This is a genomic window from Luteibacter sp. (assembly GCF_036499525.1).
Taxonomy (GTDB): Bacteria; Pseudomonadota; Gammaproteobacteria; order Xanthomonadales; family Rhodanobacteraceae; genus Luteibacter.
Map to the genome: position 1 here is coordinate 49,713 of NZ_DASYDO010000015.1, position 20,909 is coordinate 70,621.

16 protein-coding genes are annotated in these 20,909 nt (G+C 66.0%); 12 read left to right on the forward strand and 4 right to left on the reverse strand.

Going from position 1 to position 20,909, the window contains the following annotated elements; translation table 11 throughout:
* Positions 1 to 38 precede the first annotated feature (38 nt).
* The 4 genes from VGM71_RS02555 to VGM71_RS02570 all read left to right on the forward strand — a co-directional run bounded on the left by VGM71_RS02555 (position 39) and on the right by VGM71_RS02570 (position 7,462).
* Complete coding sequence (locus tag VGM71_RS02555) at positions 39 to 329, forward strand: GNAT family N-acetyltransferase (protein WP_331542226.1); 291 nt, start codon at positions 39 to 41, stop codon at positions 327 to 329.
* A 166-nt stretch (positions 330 to 495) separates the two neighbouring features.
* The gene (locus VGM71_RS02560; RefSeq protein WP_331542227.1) at positions 496 to 2,541 is read left to right on the forward strand and encodes a S9 family peptidase; all 2,046 of its coding nucleotides are present in this window, start codon (positions 496 to 498) and stop codon (positions 2,539 to 2,541) included.
* Between the two features lie 288 nt (positions 2,542 to 2,829).
* A complete protein-coding gene (locus VGM71_RS02565; RefSeq protein WP_331542228.1) occupies positions 2,830 to 4,377 on the forward strand; it encodes a putative bifunctional diguanylate cyclase/phosphodiesterase in 1,548 nt (515 codons plus the stop codon).
* A 118-nt stretch (positions 4,378 to 4,495) separates the two neighbouring features.
* The gene (locus VGM71_RS02570) at positions 4,496 to 7,462 is read left to right on the forward strand and encodes a diguanylate cyclase (protein ID WP_331542229.1); all 2,967 of its coding nucleotides are present in this window, start codon (positions 4,496 to 4,498) and stop codon (positions 7,460 to 7,462) included.
* Between the two features lie 21 nt (positions 7,463 to 7,483).
* Here VGM71_RS02570 and VGM71_RS02575 read toward each other — a convergent pair whose 3' ends face one another.
* A complete protein-coding gene (locus tag VGM71_RS02575) occupies positions 7,484 to 7,966 on the reverse strand; it encodes a YajQ family cyclic di-GMP-binding protein (protein WP_331542230.1) in 483 nt (160 codons plus the stop codon).
* Between the two features lie 150 nt (positions 7,967 to 8,116).
* Here VGM71_RS02575 and VGM71_RS02580 point away from each other — a divergent pair, with 150 nt between their 5' ends.
* The 3 genes from VGM71_RS02580 (at position 8,117) to VGM71_RS02590 (ending at position 10,651) form a co-directional block, all read left to right on the forward strand.
* The gene (locus tag VGM71_RS02580; RefSeq protein ID WP_331542231.1) at positions 8,117 to 9,292 is read left to right on the forward strand and encodes an NAD(P)/FAD-dependent oxidoreductase; all 1,176 of its coding nucleotides are present in this window, start codon (positions 8,117 to 8,119) and stop codon (positions 9,290 to 9,292) included.
* A 14-nt stretch (positions 9,293 to 9,306) separates the two neighbouring features.
* On the forward strand, positions 9,307 to 10,194 hold the full coding sequence (locus VGM71_RS02585; RefSeq protein ID WP_331542232.1) for an NAD(P)-dependent oxidoreductase: 888 nt from the start codon (positions 9,307 to 9,309) through the stop codon (positions 10,192 to 10,194).
* Between the two features lie 166 nt (positions 10,195 to 10,360).
* On the forward strand, positions 10,361 to 10,651 hold the full coding sequence (locus tag VGM71_RS02590) for a hypothetical protein (protein ID WP_331542233.1): 291 nt from the start codon (positions 10,361 to 10,363) through the stop codon (positions 10,649 to 10,651).
* 67 nt (positions 10,652 to 10,718) lie between these two features.
* Here VGM71_RS02590 and VGM71_RS02595 read toward each other — a convergent pair whose 3' ends face one another.
* Both VGM71_RS02595 and VGM71_RS02600 read right to left on the reverse strand, forming a co-directional pair.
* On the reverse strand, positions 10,719 to 11,186 hold the full coding sequence (locus tag VGM71_RS02595) for a YaiI/YqxD family protein (RefSeq protein WP_331542234.1): 468 nt from the start codon (positions 11,184 to 11,186) through the stop codon (positions 10,719 to 10,721).
* Positions 11,187 to 11,188: 2 nt separating this feature from the next.
* The gene (locus tag VGM71_RS02600) at positions 11,189 to 12,064 is read right to left on the reverse strand and encodes a PhzF family phenazine biosynthesis protein (protein WP_331542235.1); all 876 of its coding nucleotides are present in this window, start codon (positions 12,062 to 12,064) and stop codon (positions 11,189 to 11,191) included.
* A gap of 125 nt (positions 12,065 to 12,189) precedes the next feature.
* Between VGM71_RS02600 and VGM71_RS02605 the strand changes: the two genes are divergently transcribed.
* From VGM71_RS02605 to VGM71_RS02620, 4 genes are all read left to right on the forward strand, one after another.
* The gene (locus VGM71_RS02605) at positions 12,190 to 12,795 is read left to right on the forward strand and encodes a rhomboid family intramembrane serine protease (protein ID WP_331542236.1); all 606 of its coding nucleotides are present in this window, start codon (positions 12,190 to 12,192) and stop codon (positions 12,793 to 12,795) included.
* Positions 12,796 to 12,960: 165 nt separating this feature from the next.
* A complete protein-coding gene (locus tag VGM71_RS02610; protein WP_331542237.1) occupies positions 12,961 to 13,869 on the forward strand; it encodes a histone H1-like repetitive region-containing protein in 909 nt (302 codons plus the stop codon).
* 109 nt (positions 13,870 to 13,978) lie between these two features.
* A complete protein-coding gene (locus VGM71_RS02615; RefSeq protein WP_331542238.1) occupies positions 13,979 to 14,545 on the forward strand; it encodes a hypothetical protein in 567 nt (188 codons plus the stop codon).
* A gap of 123 nt (positions 14,546 to 14,668) precedes the next feature.
* Positions 14,669 to 16,972 carry a DNA internalization-related competence protein ComEC/Rec2 gene (locus VGM71_RS02620; protein WP_331542239.1) on the forward strand — a complete coding sequence of 768 codons (2,304 nt, stop codon included), beginning with the start codon at positions 14,669 to 14,671 and terminating at the stop codon, positions 16,970 to 16,972.
* 21 nt (positions 16,973 to 16,993) lie between these two features.
* Here the strand turns inward: VGM71_RS02620 and VGM71_RS02625 are convergent, their stop codons facing one another.
* Complete coding sequence (locus tag VGM71_RS02625) at positions 16,994 to 17,329, reverse strand: metalloregulator ArsR/SmtB family transcription factor (protein WP_331542240.1); 336 nt, start codon at positions 17,327 to 17,329, stop codon at positions 16,994 to 16,996.
* Positions 17,330 to 17,536: 207 nt separating this feature from the next.
* Here VGM71_RS02625 and VGM71_RS02630 point away from each other — a divergent pair, with 207 nt between their 5' ends.
* Entirely contained in the window at positions 17,537 to 20,845 is a 3,309-nt protein-coding gene (locus VGM71_RS02630; RefSeq protein ID WP_331542241.1) for a GH92 family glycosyl hydrolase, read from the forward strand.
* The last annotated feature ends 64 nt before the right edge of the window (positions 20,846 to 20,909 follow it).

Genomic DNA, 20,909 nt, shown 5'->3' on the forward strand with positions numbered 1-20,909 from the left:
ACGCGCATGCTTACCGACAGCCCCCTTGGAGAGCACTCATGAGCGACGTTGCGAAACCCCTGGAAATCATCCACGACAGCAAGAAGCAGGAATTTTCAGTGGTGGTCGATGGCTATCACTGCGAGGTGGAATACCAGCTCCATGGGAAGGTCATGGTCATCACCCACACCGGCGTCCCCGACCCGGTCGGCGGCAGGGGCATCGCGAACCTGCTGACCCGCTTCGCGGTACAGGTGGCGGAGGCGCAGGGCTGGAAAATCCGTCCCGTATGTTCTTACGCGCAGACGTGGTTCACGCGGAACCCGGAGTACGGCCACCTGCTGGCCTGAGGCAAGCAGGAGCGCGCCCTGCGCGCGACATCTTTCGCCTCTGTCTGCAAGCTTTCGCGCCAGCTCCAGGGCACGGCCTCAAAACATGTCGCGCGCATGGCGCGCTCCTACACGGCTGTTGGTGTCCGTGTTAGCTTTCACGCTTCACAAACACCAGGGGCCATCGATGCGTACCAAGTGGATCGCCGCCGCCGTCGCGCTCGCCTGCGCAGGCGCCGCCTATGCCGATACTCCCGCCAAGACCGCGGAGGATCCGCGGATCGCGGCGATCCTCGAAGCCCTCGGAAAGGTCCGTTCTATCGGATCGGTGGCGATCTCGCCCGACGCGAAGCACCTGGCCTGGACGGTCAAGACCGACGGCAAGCCGGTGCTGCAGGTGGCCGATGCCGATGGCGCCAACGCCCATCGCGTAACCGCGTCCAAGGGCTGCAGCGAATCCGCGGCCATCTGGGCGCCTGACTCCCGTCATCTGGCCTTCCTCTCCGATTGCGCGGGCAAGGCGCCCGGCGTGGAAGAGGGCAAGCAGAACGACATCAACGTGGTAGACGTCGCGAGCAAGGCCCCCGCGAAACGGCTGACCCACCTCAAGGGCTACGTCCACGGCCTGGAATGGCGTTCCGATGGCAAGGCCATCGGTTTCCTCTACGTGCCGAACGCCACCCGCCGCGCCAGCGCGACGGCTGCTGCCAAGCCGCAGCTGGGTGAGATCGGCGTGGAAGGCATCGAGGTGCAGCAGGTCGCGACGGTCGACACCGGCGGCGGCGAGGTGCACACGCTTACCCCGGCCGGCCTCCATGTTTACGAGTTCTCTTTCTCGTCGAACGGTGACCGCATCGCATACGTCGGCGCCGAGCCGCCGGGCGACAACAACTGGTGGGTAGCCAAGCTCTACGCGCAGCCGGCCAGCGCGGGTGCAAAGGCCGTGATGCTGGTCGACACGGTAAAGCTGTCGGGCCCCCTGAAAGACCTTCAGATAGCCGTGCCCCGCTTCTCTCCCGACGGCGCGCAGGTCGCCTTCATCGGTGGCCTGATGAGCGACCAGGGATCCAACGGCGGCGATATCTGGATGGTGCCTTCCGCGGGCGGTGCCGAGCCGGTCGACGTTACCCCCGGCATCCACACCACGCCGGCCTGGCTGGCCTGGACGGCCCCGGGCCGCCTGTTGGTGGGCGAGCACGCTGCCGGCGTCAGCCGCGTGTCGAGCTACGAGCTGGGCGAGGGCGGATCGAAGGCCACGACGCTGTTCGAAAGCCCGATGAGCATCGGTGACGGCCGCCTGTCGATGTCGGTCTCGCTGAGCTCGGACGCGAAAACGGCCGCGTTCACCGCAAGTTCGTTCGATAAGGCGCCGGAAGTCCAGGTCGCCAGCCTCGACGGAAGCTCGATGCCGAAGACCGTCACGTCCTTCAACGCCGGACTGAAGCCGTCCTGGGGCAAGGCCGAATCGATCTCATGGAAGAATGAGGGCCACGACGTCCAGGGCTGGCTGCTCTATCCGGCGAACTACGATCCGTCGAAGCACTACGGCATGATCGTGTCGATCCACGGCGGCCCGGCATCGATGGTGTCGCCGCGCTGGCCCGGCGTAGGCTACGGCGGCGCGCCGCTTTCGGCACTCGGCTACTTTGTCTTCATGCCTAACCCACGCGGCAGCTATGGCCAGGGCGAAGCCTTCGTGCAGGCCAATCGCAAGGACTTCGGCTATGGCGACATGCGCGACGTGCTTGCGGGGGTTGACGTCATCGAGAAGGACCATCCGGTGGACGACAAGCGCCTTGGCCTCACCGGCTGGAGCTACGGCGGGTTCATGACGATGTTCGGCGTGACCCAGACTGGGCGCTTCCGCGCTGCCGTCGCGGGTGCCGGCATCTCGAACTGGCAGAGCTATTACGGCCAGAACCTGATCGACCAGTGGATGAAACCGTTCTTCGGTTCATCCGTATATGACAATCCGTCGGTTTACGCGAAGAGTTCGGCCATCAACTTCATCAAGCAGGTGAAGACCCCGACCCTCATCGTCGTGGGCGAGCGCGACGCCGAATGCCCGGCCCCCCAGTCCTTCGAGTTCTGGCACGCGCTGCGGGCCCAGGGCGTGCCGACCTCGCTGGTGGTCTACGCCGGGGAGGGCCACGGCTTTGCCCGTGACGCCAACCGCCGCGACGTGCTGGCCCGCGCCCTGGCCTGGTTCGACAAGTACCTCACGGCCAACTGACCTGCCGCCATCGGGGCCTTCCGGCCCCGATGGATTGCGTTTTTCCTCTGACACAGCATCATGCGATCAGGGCCGGCCGTCTCATTCCCATTGAAGACACCGGAATGGATCGTCGCGTGGAGCTAAAGTCGGGGGCTGTGTGGCCGATAATCCGAGGAACCAGTGGCATTGCGCCCGACCTTTCCCCGGGATTCGTTGCGCCGTCCTTGGATATTTCGTTGAACCCCCGGGCCGGCTGACGCCTATGCCGGCCAGTGATGTGTCCCGGAAGCCGGGCCGGAGCGTGGAGTGCTGACACATCGTAGCCTCGAGAGCGGCACGCACCTCGCCCTATCGAAGTGTGCGCACCGGTCCGTCTTCGGACCAGGCGACGTGTACGGTTGCGCCAGCTTCAGCACCGTCGGTGCCGGACTCGGCTGGATGCTGGCGCTCATCGTGGTCTGCGCCCTGGCCGCCGCCGTCATCGCCTGGTTGGTAGGCCAGCGCCGCCACCTCCACGCGAAGCTCGAGGATCCACGCGAACAGGCCAGCCGCGCGCTGGCCTTTCACGCTTATCACGACACGCTTACCGGCCTGCCGAACCGCGCCTACCTCATGCGCGAACTGGAGAAGGCGCTGGCCGCGCCGCAGGTATCGCTCGCGGTGATGTTCGTCGACCTCGACGGCTTCAAGTCCATCAACGACACGCTCGGCCACGAGGCAGGCGACACCTTCCTCCGCGCGGTGGCCTCCTCGTTGCGCAGTAGCGTGCGGGAGCGCGACACCGTGTCCCGCTTCGGCGGGGACGAGTTCGTGGTGATCGTGCAGACCTACGGCGGCATGGAGAACCTTGTCCGCGTATGCCGCAAAGTGCTCGACCTCGTGTCCAAGCCGGTGAACGTATCCGGCCAGTTCGTGGCGGTGAGTCCTAGCATCGGCGTGGCGGTGGCGCCGCAGGACGGACTGGTGGCTGAAACGCTCCTGCGCAACGCCGACGCCGCCATGTACGCGGTGAAGGAGACCGGGAAGGCCGATTTCCGTTTCTATGAGGAAGGCATGCTGGAGCAGGCACGCGAGCGCCTGGCCCTCACCGTGGAACTGCGCGAGGCCTTGCAGGCGGGCCAGCTCACTGTGGAATACCAGCCCAAGCGCAACCTGCGCGACGGCACCCTGGCCGGCGTGGAAGCTCTGGCGCGCTGGCCGCACCCCACCCGCGGCGATGTGCCGCCGACCATCTTCGTGGCGATCGCCGAGCGCTCCGGTCTTATCCACGCCCTGGGGGAATACGTGCTGCGCGCGGTGCTGAACCAGTTGCAGAGCTGGGACGCCGGGGGCACGATGGTCGATTACGTGGCGATCAACCTGTCCATGCACGAACTCAGTCGCCCCGCCTTCGTCGACACGTTGCATCGCGCGGTGCGATCGTATGGCGTAGATCCCACCCGGATCCGTTTCGAACTCACCGAATCCACCGCGATGCGCCAGCCCGAAGAGACCATGCGCCAGCTGGTGAAGTTACGCTCGCACGGGTTCGACCTGCTGATCGACGATTTCGGTGCCGGTTACTGGAATCTCAGCCACCTGCGCGAACTGCCGGTGGGCACGATCAAGATCGACCAGTCGTTCGTACGCGGCAGCACGTCGAATCACGCCGATCGCGAGATCACTGAGGCCATCGTCGGCCTGGCGAAGAAACTCAACATGCGCACGATCGCCGAAGGCGTCGAGACGGAGGCGCAAGCCGAATGGCTGCGTGACCTTGGCTGCGACATTGGCCAAGGGTATTTCTTTGCCCGCCCGATGAGCGCCGACGCGTTCATTCGGTATCTCGACCCGACACCGGCATATGCAGGCTGACCGCCAGCCGCGGCCCGCTCGTTTCCCGCGCCTTCGAGCACGTCTGTTCGCCCTCGCGGGAGGGCTTTGCTTCGCGTTTGCGGCGCTAGCCGCCGCCCAGGACGCTCCCACGGCGGGCGTGGATCCCTGGGCTGTCTATGAATCGACATGGTTCGACACCGTGAGCGTGGCCGACGGCCTGCCGCATTCGACCACCACGGCCATCGTGCAGGACACACGGGGACTGATCTGGATCGGCACCTTCGGTGGCCTCGTGCGCTACGACGGCTATCGCATGCAGGTATTCGGTCAGGAACCGGACTCGTATGCCGGCGCCGTCCTTCCCGATTCCTACGTCCGTGCGCTGGTGCCGCTGGACGACGGTGGCCTGCTCATCGGTACCAACGCCGGAGGCCTGGTTCGCTTCGATCCCGAGACGATGCGCTTCCACGTCTATCCGATCGGCCCCGAGGGCACGGCGGACGGCAAGATCTTCGCTATCGGCCGGTCGCACGAACATGGTGTCTTCTGGATCGCCACCGAGCGCGGTGTCGATCGCCTCGACCTGGCCAGCGGGAAGATCACGCACGAATCGCAGGCGCCGCTCGATGCGAAGGAAATGGTGCCGCGCACCTTCGTCGTGGCCGAGGACAAGGCCGGAAATGTCTGGGCGGGCGTGGACAACGGCCTCTTCGTGCGCAAGCCAGGGGGACACTTCCAACGCGTGCGTTCCAGCGATCCCGCCGTGGACGAGATCCTCCACGACCAGGTCTGGGCCTTGCTGGAGGACAGCAAGGGCCGGCTCTGGGTGGGCACGGGACAATCGGGGGCCGTGTACATCGACCCCAAGGGCCAAGGGCACGCCGTGCCGGGCTTTTCCGGCAAGAACAGCATGGCTCGCCGCCGCACGATGCGCGCTTTCCACGAGACGCCGCAGGGCGAGCTCTGGGCGGCGACGGACGGCGCGGGCGTGGTCGCCTATGACTTCGCCACGGGCCGCGTGCGCACGCTTGCGCACGACGCGGCCATGCCTTCCTCGCTGCCGGGCGACATCACGCGCGACATCTACCAGGACACCGCCGGCAACGTCTGGGTCGCCACCGAGCTCGGGGCCGCGCACTACGATCCGCACGGCCGCAAGGTGTTCTCGGTGCTGCCTTCGCCGCTGGAAACGCACACGCTGTCGAACGCCAACGTGCATTCGGTGTTCGTCGATCCCCGGGGGCGCGTGTGGCTCGGCCTGGGCATGGGCAGGATCGACGTGCTCGACCTCGCCAAGGGCACGATGCGCCATTTGCAGCTGGGCGGCGAACAGGCGGAGCGCGACGTTCAGGCCTTCGTGGTGGCGCCCGACGGTTCCATATGGGCTGGCGCCCAGGGCATTTCGCGCATCGATCCGGACACCTTCGAGTTGAAGAGCTCGATGGTCCCCAGCCTCGACGGCCGGCTCATCCTGTCGATGCGTCGCGAGGGCGACGACATCCTCATTGGCGGGTACGACGGCCTGTTCCGTTACGACACAGTGCACGGCCAGCTCACGCAGATGCGCCACGACGAGGACGATCCGAAGAGCCTCGTGGGCGACCAGGTTCGTTACATCGTGCGCATGCCCGGGGCCTGGTGGTACGCCACGATCAGCGGCATCAGCATCTCTTACGACGGGGAGCCCGGGTTCGTTAACCTGTTCCACGATCCCGCCAATCCGGACAGTCTGCCGCAGGACTACACCGGATCGATGTCTTTCGATTCGCATGGCCGCCTCTGGCTCGGAACCTTTGGCGGCATCGCGTACCTCGACCATTTCAAACCGCGCGGTCCATTCCACTTCGGACTGGTCGGCGCGCGCGAGGGCCTGTCCAACACGAAGGTCAACGCCTTGCTCATCGACCACAACGACCGCGTCTGGGCCTCGATGGCCAACGGCGTGGCCATGGTAGACACGGCCACTCATCGCGTCGCCGACCTCGGCATCCGCGACGGCCTGCGCATTCCCAGCTACATCCATCGCGCTGCCGCCGAGGCGCCGGGCGGCGAGTTGATGTTCGGCGGCCTGGGTGGCCTCACCGTCGTACGGCCGTACTGGGTGGCGCCCGTGGTCGGACCGGCGCGTCTCGTGGTCACCCAGGTGTCGGTGAACGACAGGGCGTTGCCGTTGCGCGACATCCCGGGAGACGGCGGCCAGCTGGAGCTGGCCGGCAACGGCCGCAATCTCCGCCTGGACTTCGCGCTGCTCGATTTCCGTGCGCCGATGGAAACCCACTACGCCTACCGCATGGACGGCACCGACACCGCCTGGAACGAGGTGCCACGCGGCATACCGCCCAGCGCGATCTATACCAACCTGCCCAGCGGCACGTACACGCTACGGCTGCGCGCCACCATGCGTGGCCTGGATGCACGTACCGTCGAGACCTCGGTACGTGTGGTGGTGAGGCCGCGCTGGTATGAGAGCCCGTGGACGCTGCTGCTCGGCATCGCCTTGGGCGTGGCGGTGTTCTTCGGCCTCGTCTACCTGCGCACCTTCTACCTGCGCCGCCGCGCCGAACTGCTTCAGGCCCAGGTGGACGCCCGCACACGCGACCTCAAGGCGGCCAATGAGCGTCTCGACCATCTTGCCGGCACGGACGAACTGACCGGTTCGCTCAACCGCCGTCGCTTCCTCGAGCAGGCCGAGCGCGTGCGCCAGGGTGCCGCGGCCGACGGTATTCCCTTCAGCGTGGTACTCATCGACATCGACAACTTCAAGTCGGTGAACGACACCTACGGCCACCTGGCGGGCGATACGGTGATCCGCGAGACGATGCGGGTGATCTCGTCCATGTGCCGGGCCGACGACCTCGCGGGCCGCTTTGGCGGCGAGGAATTCATCCTGTGCCTTCCCGGCGCGCTGGCCGAGCATGCCCTGGACATCACCGAACGGGTGCGTCACGCCCTTGGCGCGATGGTGATGGCGCACGGCGACTACCGCATCCGTATCACCGTGAGCGCCGGCGTGGCCATGTGGCGCGCGCCGGAATCGCTCAACTCCCTGCTGGGTCGCGCCGACGACGCGCTGTACGAAGCGAAGAACCAAGGACGCAACCGCAGCCGCATTGCCGGCCTGTAATCGCCGACCCCGTCGGCGATGTCAGTCCCGGAAGTTTTCGAACTGCAGGGGCACCTCGACATCCGCCTTGCGCAGCAGCGCGATGGCCGTCTGCAGATCGTCGCGCTTCTTCCCGGTCACGCGTATCTTCTCGCCATTGATCTGGGCCTCCACCTTGAGCTTGGCCTCCTTGATCTTCGCGATGATCTTCTTCGCGATCGGCTGCTCGATGCCCTGCTTGATGGTCACCTTCTGCCGCGCCTCGGCGAGGTTGGTTTCCACCTTGCCCTCGTCCATGGCGCGTACGTCGATGCCACGGGCGGACAGGCGTCCGCGGAGGATGTCGAGCAGCTGCTTCAGCTGGAACTCGTTGTCCGCCTTCTGCGTGATGACGTTCTCTTCCAGCTCGTACTTCGCCGACGTGCCGCGCAGGTCGAAGCGTGTGGTCACCTCGCGGTTCGCCTGGTCCACCGCATTGGTGAGTTCGTGCGTATCGACTTCCGAGACGATGTCGAAGGAGGGCATGGTCGTGGTCCTTTCGGAGGGGGGGCGACGGACAGTTTAGCTGGGGTAGCAACCTCGATGCTTCATCGCTTCGTTGGCTTCTCGCCGCTATAGCGGCTCCCACAGTATCGGCCCCACGGGTATCATGCGAGTTTGCGCGAGGAAGGTGCTTTGGAATACGACGTCCTCGTTATCGGCGCCGGCGCGGCGGGCCTGATGACGGCCATTGTCGCGGGCGGCCGCGGGCGCCGTGTCCTGGTCGTGGACCATGCCAACCGGGCGGGTAAGAAGATCCTGATGTCCGGCGGCGGTCGCTGCAATTTCACCAACACGGCCACCGCGCCAGCCAACTTCATCTCCGCCAACCCGCATTTCTGCAAGTCCGCGCTGGCCCGCTATACGCCGTGGGACTTCATCGCGATGGTCGACCGGCACCGTATCGCCTGGCACGAGAAGTCGCCTGGCCAGCTGTTCTGCGACGAATCGTCGAAGCAGATCGTGCGCATGTTGCTGGACGAGTGCGCCGCCGCGGGTGTGCGCGTGGAAACCGGCTGCGCGGTCTCGCACCTGCGTGCCGCGGCCGGTGGTTTCGCCTGCGACACGCCGCTGGGCCATGTGCGCGCGGCTTCGCTCGTGGTAGCCACCGGTGGCCTGTCGATTCCCAGCCTCGGTGCGACCGGATTCGGTTACGCGGTGGCGGAACAGTTCGGCCATGCCGTACTGCCGGTGCGCGCTGGGCTCGTGCCGCTGACGCTCAGCGGAAAGCATCAGGAGCGCTTCGAGGGGCTGGCCGGCGTGGCCTTGCCGGTGGAAGCGAGGGCGAACGGCAGTGCGTTCCGCGACGCCATGCTGTTCACTCATCGGGGACTCAGCGGTCCGGCCATCCTGCAGATTTCCTCGTACTGGGAACCAGGCACCGACCTGCGCGTCGATCTCCTTCCCGGCCGCGACGCGGCGGATGCGCTGCGCGAGGGCCGTGCCGAACGACCCGCCGCGGAACTCAAGACCGTGCTGTCCGGCTTGCTTCCGCGCCGTCTCGCGGAACGTCTGTGCGAGGTCTGGCTGCCCAGCAAGCCGATGCGCCAGTATCGTGACGCCGAGTTGAACGGCATCGGTGCACAGTTGTCCGACTGGCCTGTGGTGTGTAGTGGCACCGAGGGCTATCGCACCGCCGAGGTTACGCTCGGCGGCGTCGATACCGACGAGGTGTCGTCGTCCACGATGATGTCTCGCCGCCAGCATGGCCTCTATTTCGTGGGCGAGGTACTCGACGTGACCGGCCACCTCGGTGGCTACAACTTCCAATGGGCCTGGGCCTCCGGCCACGCCGCCGGCCTGGCCACCTGAACGCGGAGCAAGACATGGGTAACGTACGTATCGGCTTCATCGGTCTGGGCAGCATGGGTGCCGGCATGGCCGCGAACCTGGTCAAGGCCGGACATGCGGTGACGGTGTGGAACCGCTCGCCGGATGCGGCGCGGCCGTTGGGGGAACAGGGCGCCACCGTGGCGGAGAGCGCCAGCGCCGCGGCGGCGGATGCAGAAGTGCTTCACAGCATGCTGGCGAACGATGCCGCCGTGCGCGAGGTGATCCTCGAGGGCGGCGTGCTCGACGCCTTGCCCAGGGGTGCCGTGCACGTGAACCACGCAACCCTATCCGTGGCGCTGGTGCGTGAACTGGCTGAAGCGCACGAGCGGCGCGGCCTGGGTTATGTCGCCGCGCCCGTGTTCGGCCGTCCGTCGGTGGCAGCTTCCGGCGAACTCAACATCGTCGTCGCGGGCAGGCAGGAGGCGCTGGCGAAAGTGCTGCCCCTGCTCCAGGCGCTGGCCGGAAAGGTCTGGCCCATGGGCGACGATCCTGTGCGCGCCAACATCGTCAAGATCGGGGGCAACTTCCTCATCGGCGCGGCCATCGAGAGCATGGCGGAGGCCTCGGCGCTTACCCGTTCGCACGGGGTGCCGGCGAAGGACTTCCTCGAGGTGATGTCCGGCTCTCTGTTTGCCTCGCCGGTGTTCAAGACCTACGGCGGCCTGATCGCGGACGAGAACTATTCGCCCGCCGGCTTCAAGATGAGCCTGGGCTTCAAGGACATCGGCCTGGCCAGATCGGCGGCGGAGGCGGAGCGGGTGCCAATGCCGTTCGCCAGCGTGCTGCACGACACGCTCCTTGAGGCATTGGCGGCGGGAGAGGGAGACCTCGACTGGTCGGCGATGGCGAAGGTGGCCGCCCGCAGGGCCCGGCTCGGGTAGGAGCGCGCCCTGCGCGCGACAGTCTTTCGTGAAGAGCAACTGGTCCTGTTGCCCCGGGCCCCAAAAGATGTCGCGCGCAGGGCGCGCTCCTACGTGGAGGGGTCTTCACGATCGTTATCCCCTGGAATCGGCCACAATCGAACTGCACGCTGTGTGCGACACGAGGGTGGACGCTATGACGGCAAGCTGGAAAACGGTGTACGAAGGGCAGCATGAAGGGCGGTCGATCACGGTGAGGGAATCGGGCGACGGGACATTCAAGGTGCTCACCAGGCAGAGCGTCCACGACGAGGGAATCGCCTACCAGGATGGGAAAACCTTCGTGCACGTATCGCCGAGCAGCGCGGGCGAGCAGGTCGAGAGCGAGGTGAACTCGCGCGAATCGCTCAAGGAAGCCTTGAAGGAACTGCATTTTTCCGCGGATACCGTCAGCCATATCTGTGACGGCCTGCACTGACGAAACGCCAGGCGTTTCTTCCATGATCGGGTCTCGTCATGCCGGTGCGGCAGCGCTGCGAAATGCCTCACCCCGCGCCTGGACGAGGTCCCCGGCGCTTAGCGAGCCACTTGTCGAGCTCGTTCGCAAAAGCTTGCCGGTCGCGCGGATGCATGGCCGCCGGGCCGCCGGTATCGACGCCGGCGCCGCGCAGTTCCTCCATGAAGTTGCGTATCGACAGACGCGCCGCAATGGTGTCCTTCGTGAACATCTCACCGCGTGGATGCAACGCCAGGGCACCCTTTTCGATGGCGAACGCAGCCAGCGGGATATCCTGCGTTACCACCAGGTCGCCTGCTTCCACGCAGCGGACGATCTCGTCGTCGGCCACGTCGAAGCCGCCCGGGACCTGCATGGAGCGAACGAAACGCGATGTTGGGGTACGGATCCACTGGTTCGCCACCAGGGTCACCTCCACCTGCTCGCGCTCGGCGGCGCGGAACAGGATGTCCTTGATGACATTGGGACAGGCGTCGGCGTCGACCCAGATCCGCATGCTCAGAGATCCTGCCAGTCCACGGAGCCGTCGATGATGGTGTTCGTGCACCCGCCGACCCATACGGCGCCGCTGTCGATGCGGATGATGATGCGCGCGTCGTGGCCCACTTCACGACCCTGGCTCACCACGTAGCCCTTGGCGAGGCTGCCGGTGGCATCGCATTCCGCGACATACGCAGCAATCAGGCCGTTAGCCGCGCCCGAGGCGGGATCTTCGACGATGCCGACACCCGCGGGGAAGGCGCGGACAGCCAGGCCCTCGGCGGAACGGGCGAACACACACAGGCCCAGCGTATCGGTGGCAAGTGCCAGCGCGCGGATGGCGGCATGGTCAGGACGCCAGCCGCGCAATTCGGCCTCATCGGCGAGTTCGGCGATCCACCATCGGCGTCCGCCTTCGACGCAGACCGGCCCGAGTGCGCCCGGTTTCACGCCGTACAGCACGGTAGAGAGGGTTTCGCCGCCGCGGGAGGCGTCGCCAACGATGCGTGCGTTCGGCGCCTGCACGAACAGTTCGCGTGCCTGGCCGCTGCCTTCCACCCGGATGGGCAACACGCCCGCGCCGCATTCCTGCCACACGATGCCCGAGCCATCAGGCCTCACCAGGCCCGCGTCGAGGGCGGCGTGGGCGCTGCCGATGGTCGGATGGCCCGCAAAGGGAATCTCCTTGGTCGGGGTGAAGATGCGCGCCAGGTAACCGGCACCCTCGGCGCGTGGGGGAGCCAGGAAGGTGGTTTCGACCAGATTGGTCCAGTGGGCGAAGCGCTGCATGCGCGCATCGGACCAGCCGGCGGCGTCGACCACGACGCCCAGGGGATTGCCGCCGCCATGACGGGCGGCGAAGACGTCGAGTTGCTTGTAACGGATGGGGGACATCGTGGAACCGGGGGTCGGGGGGAGACGACATGATAGCCGCGCGGAGGACGGACGGCATTCGACAACGCGTCGGGATAACGCCAAGATGCGCGCTGGCTCGACGCGTAAGGACGCTGTTTCAAGGCATGATCACGTTGCTCATCATCCTCGCGACCTGTGTGGTCTCGATCGTCGCATTCCGCAATCACCGCCTGATGGACGATCTCATCCTCTGGCCCCCTGCGCTCAGCCGCAGCCGCGAGTACTACCGGCTAGTGACCTACGGGCTGGTCCATGCGGACGGCGGGCACCTGTTCTTCAACATGATCTCGCTGTATTTCGCCGGCCGGATCATGGAGCAGTTCTTCACCGCCGCGATGGGGCCCCTGGGCTTCCTCACGTTCTACATCGGCGCATTGGTGTTCTCGATCCTGCCCTCGTACCTGGCCAACCGGCGCAACGCGGGATACCGCAGCCTGGGCGCTTCGGGCGCGGTCTCCGCGATCCTGTTCGCCTTCATCCTCCTGGCCCCCTGGGCGAAGATCTACCTGATCGTGATACCGATGCCGGCCATCCTCTATGCCGTGCTGTTCGTCGTGTATTCGATCTACATGGATAAGCGTGGCGGCGACAACGTCAACCACAGCGCGCATCTGTGGGGCGCGCTTTACGGTGTGCTCTTCACCATCGCGTTGCGTCCCGGCGTGCTTCTCAACTTCATCGCTTCATTGTCACAACCCAGGCTTTTCTGATCGCGAACTGACCATTCCGAGAGATTAATGTGACTTCGGACGACAGCTGTTACATCATGCATACGACCGGAACGAAAAACCGAGTTTAGATTGTCGTCCGGCATGCACGCGAGTTTCCCCTGGGGGGTGGTTCGCGTCGGCTACTACCGCAGGAGGAATGAGCGCATGGCTACGACCCGAAAGTCCGCCGCGAAGAAGTCCGCGGCACGAAAGACGGCAGCGAAGAAGACCGCCTCGAAGAAGGCTTCGACGAAGAAGGCAGCAGCGAAGAAGGCTGCCGCCAGGAAAACCGTGAGGAAGACGGCACGCAAGAGCGTTGCCCGTCCGGCAGCGAAGAAGGCCGCAGCGAAGAAGGGCAGCGCACGGAAGGGCACGGCGAAGAAGACCGCCACCCGGAAGTCGGTGCGGAAGGCTGCGGCGAAGCGCGTTACCGCGAAGAAGGCAAGCGCGAAGAAGGCGACCGCCAAGCGGGCCACGGCGAAGAAGGCAACGGCCAAGAAGGCCACCGCGAAGCGTGGGGTAGCCCGGAAGACCGCCGCGCGCAAGACCGCGGCCCGCAAAGCTCCAGCACGCAAGACCGCCGCGACGAAGTCGCCGGCACGCAAGACGGCATCGAGCAAGTCCGCTGCCAGGACCGCCACCCGGAAGTCACCGGCCGCCAAGGCCGCCACGCGCAAGACGCCCGCGCGCAAGCAGCCGGTTGCCAAGGCGCCGCCGATGGAACGTGCCGCGCCGGCGAAGAAGCCCGCAGCCGCTCCCGTCGTTGCCAAGCCGCAGCCGAGGCCGGCGGCGAAGAAACCCAGGCCCGCACCCGCCCCGGATACCGGCAACGATACGCCGGTACAGCACATCACCCAGGAAGAAGCCGTGGCGCACATCCAGGCACTGCTGGATGCGAAGCGAGAGCGCGACCGCCAGCCGCCGGGCTGGCCTTCGGGCGACCAGCACGCAGCGGGTACGCCAGATGCGGTACCGGGCAGTGGATCCAATCCGTCGCCGAAGGCGCCGTCGCCTGAAGCGACCCAGCCGAACATGGCGCATGAGCGCGGCGACCAGCAGAAAGACAAAGGCTGAGCGTGAAAGCTGAATGAAAGGAAAGGGCCGCCTCGCGCGGCCTTTTCTTTTTAGCGGCCATTCAATCGGGCGAGCGCAGTGTCGTCATCGTCCCCACGGAGATTCTCCCATGCGTCGAGCGCACACGCTTCTCCTGGCGGTGGCCGCCTGCCTGCCGCTCGCCGGATGCTATTACGACCCGGATTATGGCTATGTGCGGAATGGCACGGGTGCCGATGCGTATTACGGCGAAGAGACCGTCGTGTCGCCCGGCGTGTACTCACCGGGATATCGGTATTACGACTACGGCCCGGCCTGCTGCTACTCGGACCTCAGTGTAGGCACCGTCTGGTACGACGGTTATGACGGCCGGCGCTATCGCCGCGGGGGCGACTGGCACGGCCATCCGCCGCCGCGGGGCGATTGGCATGATCGGCACGATAACAACCATCGTCCGGGGGGCGGTTGGCAGGGCGACAACCGTTCCGGCTGGCGTGGCGGCAACCGCCCGGACCGTGGCGATCATCGACCCGGTAACTGGCATGGTGGAGGGAACCCGCCATCCGGAGGCTGGCATGGTGGCGATCGGGGCCGTGGACATCGTCAGGCCCCTTCGGCTACGCCGCGCGCCGCGCCCTCGGTACGCCAGACAGGTACCGGGCGCGATCGCAGCCGGTTCCGCGGTACTACCGACTAGGGAGTCGCATCGGCGGGCAACCCGTGCATGCGGGCCCCTGCGCCGACAGGTTGTCGCGAACCGCATGAGCTGCATCTCCACCTAGGCTGAGTATCGTCATCGTCCAGCCGTGCGGCGTTCTCCTTGCGCGTTCCCTTTTCGCTTGTTTCCATCGCTATCGCCGCCATCGTCGGCTGCACGTTGGTGCAAGGCTTCGCATCGGTGCCGGCATGGACATGGTCCGCGTCGGGGTGCGTTGGCGCGTTGGCCACCCTATGGCACGGACGTTGGGCCGTTATCCGCCTGCTCGCCGTGGTGGTGCTGTTCGCCGCGTGGGCGGCTCTCCATGCCACCTCTGCAATGGATGCACGGTGGCCGGCGTCGCGCCATGGCGCGGATGTCGTCGTCACGGGGCATGTCGTCGATCTGCCGCGGCGCAACGGTGCCGACATCGCTTTCGTTTTCGAGCCGGAGGCGCGGCGCGGCGACGTCGACGCGCCGCACGGAAATATCCGGCTTACCTGGTATCGCAGTCCCGTGGCGCCGCGGCCGTGCGAACGTTGGCGGCTTTCCGTGCGCTTGCGCCGTCCGCGCGGCGCGCTCAATCCCGGCCCCGTGGACGCGGAGCGCGGCGCGTTGCAGCGTCGCATCGTGGCAACAGGTTATGTGCGCGATGCACCGGTCAATGAAAGACTGTCGTCACCAGCCTGTATCGACGGCTGGCGCGCCCGCATCGCAAAGGCGCTGGATGCCCGCGTCGGCGAACGTGACGCGCGCATCCTCAAGGCGCTTGCGGTGGCCGATACGAGGGGCCTCGACGCGGCCGACTGGGACACCTCACGGTCCACAGGCGTCTCCCACCTCATGGCGATTTCCGGGTTCCACGTCGGTGTCGCCGCGGGAGGCGGGATCGTGCTGGCGCGACTGCTCTACGCCTTGTTTCCCTGGCTGGCGATGATGGTGCCGCGGCCGATCGCGCAAGCCGTGCTGGGCCTCGGCGTGGCCGGAACTTATGGCCTGTTGGCCGGCATGGGCCTGCCGACGGTGCGCAGCCTGCTGATGATCGCGGTGGTGGTGCTCGCTGCGATCGGCAGGCGCAGGGCACGCGGCGCTTCGTTGCTGTCCATGGCGGTTCTCGCTGTCCTCGTGGTCGATCCGCTGGCGGTACTGTCTCCCGGGTTTTGGCTTTCCTTCGCAGGCGTGGGTTTCCTGATGCTGTGCGTCGCTCCGCGTTCCGAGGGCTGGCGTGGGTGGCTGGCGGAGCTGCTGCGCGCGCAGGCGGCCATGAGCATCGCGTTGCTTCCAATGTGCTTGTGGTTCTTCGGCAGCGCGTCGCTGGTGGGCTTCTTCGCGAACCTGCTCGCCGCGCCGCTGGTCAGTTTCGTGGTAGTGCCACTGACGCTGCTCGGCTGCGTGACGCTGGGCATGCCGACGTTGGCGGACCTGTTCCTGCTGCCATCTGCATGGTTGCTGGATCGTTTGTGGCGCCTGCTCGAAAGCATGGCGACGTGGCCATTCGCGAACTTCGCCGCCATGGAAAGCGCGTTGGCAACGACGTTGCTGGCGACAGCCGGTGCGGTGTGGCTGTTCGCGCCACGTGGCGTGCCCCTGCGTGGCTATGGCGCGTTGCTGTTGCTGCCGCTGGCTCTGCCGCCATCCGACACACCGTCGCCTGGCGCATTTCGCGTGTGGGTACTGGACGTGGGGCAGGGATTGGCCGTGCTTGTGCGCACACATTCGCATACCCTGGTGTACGACGCGGGCCCCGCGTATGCAGGCGGAAGCGACGCGGGTACCGGTGTCGTGCTACCCGCCATCACGGCGCTGGGTATCGGTCCCGTCGACCGGCTCGTGATCAGTCACGGCGATAACGACCATGCCGGTGGCGCCGCGCCCGTTGCGAACCGCTATCCCGAGGCCGTGCGGTTGTCGGGCGAGCCCCGGCGACTAGGCTTCGTCGCAGCGCCTTGCACCACCGACACGTCCTGGTCGTGGGATGGCGTGTCTTTCCGTTTCATGGAATTGCCGGATGATCGGGGCAGGAAAACCAAGTCGAACGATCGCTCCTGTGTCCTCGCCGTCGAAGGTGAGGGCGGGCGGCTCCTGCTGACGGGCGACATCGGCAACCGGGCAGAGCGGCGCATGGATGTCGAAGACCTCGCATCGCCGCTTCCGACGGTCACGACGATGGCCCACCACGGCAGCCGTTACTCTTCCGACGCCGCGTGGCTCGCAGCCGTGCGGCCGACGCTCTCGATCGCGTCGGCCGGCTGGCGGAACCGTTTCGGCCATCCCCACCCCAGCATCGTCGACCGGCATGCCGCCCTTGGCGCCGACGTCTACCTCACGGCGCGCAGCGGCGCGATCCGCATCGACTTTCCCGCCGATGCACCTCCCGTCGTCACGCGCCAGTGGCGACGACCGGCGGATCGCTACTGGCGCGAGTAGGTCACGTAAACAAAGGTCGATCTATCCATCGTCGTTCTCCAGTCGTCGTTTGAGATCGTCCAGCGCCTTGAGGCGCGGCGTTTCGAACTTCGCGATCCAGCGCCTGTAGATGTCCTGCAGGGGTACGGGATTGAGGAAGTGCAGTTTTTCGCGGCCCCGCCGCACGGTGGCGACGAGGTTCGCCGCCACCAGCAGGTCCAGGTGCTGCGTCACGCCTTGCCGGCTCATGTCCACGTGCTCGCACAACTCGTTGAGCGTGCGGCCGTCGTGCGCGTGCAGCAGGTCGAGCAGCTTGCGCCGGCTGGGATCGGCCAGCGCCTTGAAAAGGAGATCGGTGTCGTCCGGGCTGTCGGTCATGGCCGAAAACAAGCAAGTTATTACTTGCCTTTATAATTGGCAGGCATTTACTTGCATGTCAAGAAGAAAAAAACGAGGTCAGAGTCAAAGACCCCCCTTTCCTTGACATCCCGAATTTAGAACGATTTAAATGCCCTTTCCGCAAACGAGGGGATGAGCGTGACGGGATCGATGCTGGTTTGGAAAAGGTCGGGACTCGCACTGGCGATGTCGTCCATCCTGTTCACTGGCGCGGCCTTCGCGGCCACGCAGCGCTTCGATGGCTCGTTTGAGCAAGGCGACCCGCCGTTGCTCGCGGGCAGCGCCACCGGCGGCCTGGACGTGCGCGTGGTCGGCGGCCCGCCGCCGGAGGCCGTGCTTACGGCGAAGGCGAACGTTGGCTTCACCGGCATGCATTCGCTGCGCTATGCGGGCACCGCCACCGGCGGCGCGACGCGTGCGAAGCTGTTCGACACCGACCTGCAGGTGATCGACGGCACGACGCTGTCCTGGCTCGTCTTCCCGCGTTCGAACAAAGACGACCTCGTCAATCCCGCCAACTACGTTAGTGTCGATATCGTGTTCGACGACGGCTCGCGCCTGTCGGCCAGCGGCGCACGCGATCAACATCGCGTGCCTGCTACGGCGAAGGGGCAGGGCGAAGGACGCGTGCTCTATCCGGACCAGTGGAACTACGTGAGCGTGGACCTTGGCGCTATTGCCAAGGGACGCCGCGTGCGGTCCATCGAACTCGTTGCCGATGCACCGGGCGGCAAGACCTTCGAGGGCTACCTCGACGACGTGCGGATCGGCGTGGTGAAGGACATCGCGAGCACGCATCCCACCGACTACGTCGACACGCGCCGCGGTTCGAACGCCAACGCCAATTTCTCGCGAGGCAACAATTTCCCCGCGGTGGCCATGCCGCACGGCTTCAATTTCTGGACGCCGACGACGAACGCGGGCTCCAACTGGATCTACCAGTACCAGGAGCGCAACGGCGACGATAATCGCCCGCGCATCGAGGCGTTCGGTCTGTCGCACGAGCCCAGCCCGTGGATGGGCGAGCGGCAGACCTTCCAGGTGATGCCGGCCCAGGTCGCGGCGGGAGCGCCGCCGCTGAAGCGCGAAACGCGCGCGCTGGCGTTCGGCCACGATGCCGAAATGGCGCACCCGGATTATTACAGCGTGCGCTTCGACAACGGTATCGCGACGGAAATCACCCCCACCGACCACGCCGCGATGTTCCGCTTCACCTTCACCGGTAAGCGTTCGCAACTTGTATTCGACAACCTCGATAGTCGCGCGGCGGTCACGCTGGATCCGGCCCATCGCTCCATCCAGGGCTGGTCCGAGGTGAAGAGCAGGTTGTCCACGGGTGCCACGCGCCTGTTCTTCTATGCCGAGTTCGACAAGCCTGTCACCGAAAGTGGCCGCCTGACCGGCGAGAAGCGCGACGACGCCTCTGCGTGGTTCGGTTTCGATACGTCGAAGAAAGACGGCCGCGTCGTGACGATGCGCATCGCCACGTCGCTGATCGGCGTGGACCAGGCCAAGGCCAACCTCGCCCAGGAAATCGCTTCGACCGACACGTTCGACAGCGTGCGCGAACGCGCCCGCAAGGCCTGGGACGCACGTCTGGGCATCGTCACCGTGGAAGGCGCCACGCGCGACGAGCGCACCATCCTCTATTCCAACCTCTACCGTCTGTTCCTCTATCCCAACCAGGCGTACGAGAACACCGGCAGCAAGGAAAAGCCGGTATGGCGATACGCCAGCCCCTTCTCTGCCGCCGCAGGCGAGAATACGCCGACGCATACCGGCGCTCGCATCGTCGACGGCCAGCCGTACGTCAACAACGGCTTCTGGGACACGTACCGCACGGCCTGGCCGGCCTACGTCCTGCTCACACCGACGGAAGCGGGCCGGATGATCGACGGCTTCGTGCAGCAGTATCGCGACGGTGGCTGGATCGCGCGCTGGACCTCGCCGGGCTATGCGGATCTCATGGTGGGCACGAGTTCCGATGTCGCCTTCTCCGACGCGTGGCTGAAGGGCGTGCATAACTTCGACGTGGCTTTGTTCTATCAGTCGGCGATCCGCAATGCGTCCAGCGTCAGCGATGTGAAGGGCGCGGGCCGCAAGGGCATCGAGCGGTCGCTGTTCAACGGCTATACCGACGACAAGGTGGCCGAGGGCCTGTCCTGGTCGATGGACGGCTATATCAACGACTTCGCCATAGGCAATCTCGCCGCGGCCCTTGCCAAAGAGCCGGTGCCGGGCGGCGGCTATCGCAACTACGCCGACGACGCGGTGTGGTATCGCTCGCGCGCGCTGGGTTACACCAACCTCTTCGACCCGGCAGTGGGCTTCTTCGTCGCCCGCGATCCCGCCGGCAAATGGCGCTGGGACGCGAAGGAATTCAGCCCCATTCGCTGGGGTGGCGATTACACCGAAACCGATGCGTGGGGCATGGCCTTCCACGCGCCGCAGGACGGCGCCGGTCTGGCGGGGCTGTATGGCGGCCGCGACGCGTTGGCGGCGAAGCTCGACAGTTTCTTCTCCGCTTCCGGCAAGTTCGAAGTGGGCGATTATGGCGACGTGATCCACGAGATGCTCGAGGCCCGCGACGTTCGCATGGGCCAGTACGGCCATTCGAACCAGCCTTCGCACCACATCATCTGGATGTACGACGAGGCCGGCAAGCCGTGGAAGACGCAGGACAAATTGCGCGACGCGGTGTCGCGCCTCTACGTAGGCAGCGAAATCGGCCAGGGCTATCCGGGCGACGAGGACAACGGCGAGATGTCGGCCTGGTGGCTCTTCGGTGTGGCGGGCTTCTATCCGTTGCGCATGGGTACGCCGGAGTACGTCGTCGGCGCGCCGCACTTCCCGCACATGACCATTGCGCTGGAGAGCGGCGCGAAGATCGACATTCGTGCCCCGGGAGTCAGCGATACGAACCGCTACGTGCAATCGTTGAAGGTGAATGGCGAGGCGTGGAACACGCTGACCCTGCCGCACGCGCTGCTGGCGAAGGGTGCGACGCTCGATTTCGTCATGGGCGCTGAGCCTTCGAAGTGGGGCACCGGAACGGACGCGTTGCCGGCGTCGATCACGGCCGAGGGACAGAAGCCCGATCCGTTGCACGACGTGACCCGTGTGGAAGGAGCGACGCTTGCTGGCCAACGCGACGCGAAGCTTGCCGCGGTGGCGGATAACGATTCGTCCACCGAGTTCGCGCTGGCCCGGGGTAGGTCAGAGGTTGATTACCGCCTCGACCAGCCCGTGGCGGTATCGGTCTATACGATCACCTCGGGCGCGACCGCGCCGGCACCGTCACACTGGACGATGCAGGGTTCGGCGGACGGCAAGCACTGGACCACCCTGGACGAGCGTCGCGACGAGCGTTTCCCGTGGCATCGGCAGACCCGTGCGTTCGTGGTGAAGCAGCCGGCTTCGTACAAGCACTACCGGCTGGTTCTGGAATCCGATGCCCCCGGAGCGGTCGCCGAACTGGAACTGCTGGCGAGGTAGGAGCGCGCCTGCGCGCGACAGCTTTTCGCCAGGAGCAACAGGGCCTGTTGCTCCTGGCGAAAAG

What these genes read in the sequence shown, in the direction of transcription:
- VGM71_RS02555 (WP_331542226.1), top strand. Translation starts at nt 39, where the DNA reads ATGAGCGACGTTGCGAAACCCCTGGAAATCATCCACGACAGCAAGAAG.
- VGM71_RS02560 (WP_331542227.1), top strand. Translation starts at nt 496, where the DNA reads ATGCGTACCAAGTGGATCGCCGCCGCCGTCGCGCTCGCCTGCGCAGGC.
- VGM71_RS02575 (WP_331542230.1), bottom strand. Translation starts at nt 7,966, where the DNA reads ATGCCCTCCTTCGACATCGTCTCGGAAGTCGATACGCACGAACTCACC.
- VGM71_RS02585 (WP_331542232.1), top strand. Translation starts at nt 9,307, where the DNA reads ATGGGTAACGTACGTATCGGCTTCATCGGTCTGGGCAGCATGGGTGCC.
- VGM71_RS02595 (WP_331542234.1), bottom strand. Translation starts at nt 11,186, where the DNA reads ATGCGGATCTGGGTCGACGCCGACGCCTGTCCCAATGTCATCAAGGAC.
- VGM71_RS02600 (WP_331542235.1), bottom strand. Translation starts at nt 12,064, where the DNA reads ATGTCCCCCATCCGTTACAAGCAACTCGACGTCTTCGCCGCCCGTCAT.
- VGM71_RS02605 (WP_331542236.1), top strand. Translation starts at nt 12,190, where the DNA reads ATGATCACGTTGCTCATCATCCTCGCGACCTGTGTGGTCTCGATCGTC.
- VGM71_RS02610 (WP_331542237.1), top strand. Translation starts at nt 12,961, where the DNA reads ATGGCTACGACCCGAAAGTCCGCCGCGAAGAAGTCCGCGGCACGAAAG.
- VGM71_RS02615 (WP_331542238.1), top strand. Translation starts at nt 13,979, where the DNA reads ATGCGTCGAGCGCACACGCTTCTCCTGGCGGTGGCCGCCTGCCTGCCG.
- VGM71_RS02625 (WP_331542240.1), bottom strand. Translation starts at nt 17,329, where the DNA reads ATGACCGACAGCCCGGACGACACCGATCTCCTTTTCAAGGCGCTGGCC.
- VGM71_RS02630 (WP_331542241.1), top strand. Translation starts at nt 17,537, where the DNA reads ATGTCGTCCATCCTGTTCACTGGCGCGGCCTTCGCGGCCACGCAGCGC.